General features: G+C 39.8%; 1 pseudogene. It reads left to right on the forward strand.

Annotation, left to right across the window (positions count from 1 at the left end):
- A pseudogene (locus AB5935_RS24460) lies at positions 1–676 on the forward strand (SusC/RagA family TonB-linked outer membrane protein); the annotation flags it as partial.

The following is a 676-nucleotide window of genomic DNA, read 5'->3' on the forward strand; positions in this document are numbered from 1 at the left end:
ACAACCGGATATTCTAAATTATATGTAAATGCAGGTAAAGTAACGAATAAAGGTATTGAGTTAGCTCTTGGCTTTAAACAGAATATAGGGCCTGTAGATTGGAAAACAACTTTACTATGGTCGCTCAACAGAAACCGCATTGACCAATTACTCCCTGAATATACAAATGAAGAGTTGGGAGTGACAGTACATCTGGACGAAATGGATGTTTATTCATTAGGCGGTGCCAAACAACGGCTAACAGTAGGGGGCTCTATGGGAGATGTATATGTGAATACAATGAGAACTGATGAGCATGGACATATCTGGATGAATTCAATGACGGGTACATTGGAAACAGATAAGAATAATTATGTCTATGCTGGTAATACCAATCCGAAATATACTCTTAGCTGGAGAAATGAATTTAATTGGAAAGGAATCAGTCTCGGATTTATGTTGAATGCCCGTGTAGGTGGTATCGGAGTTTCTGCCACTCAAGCTGTAATGGACTATTATGGAGTGTCTAAAACATCGGCAGAAGCGCGGGATAATGGTGGCGTGAAAGTAAACGGTCAGATGATTGATGCCCAGACATGGTATCAGACTATCGGAGCTAATGGTACAGGTTATGTAGGTTCTATGTATGTATATAGTATGACGAATGTTCGTTTGGGAGAATTGACATTGGGATATG

The organism is Phocaeicola sp. RTP21198st1_B8_RTP21198_201120, from assembly GCF_040929485.1.
Lineage (GTDB): Bacteria > Bacteroidota > Bacteroidia > Bacteroidales > Bacteroidaceae > Phocaeicola > Phocaeicola dorei.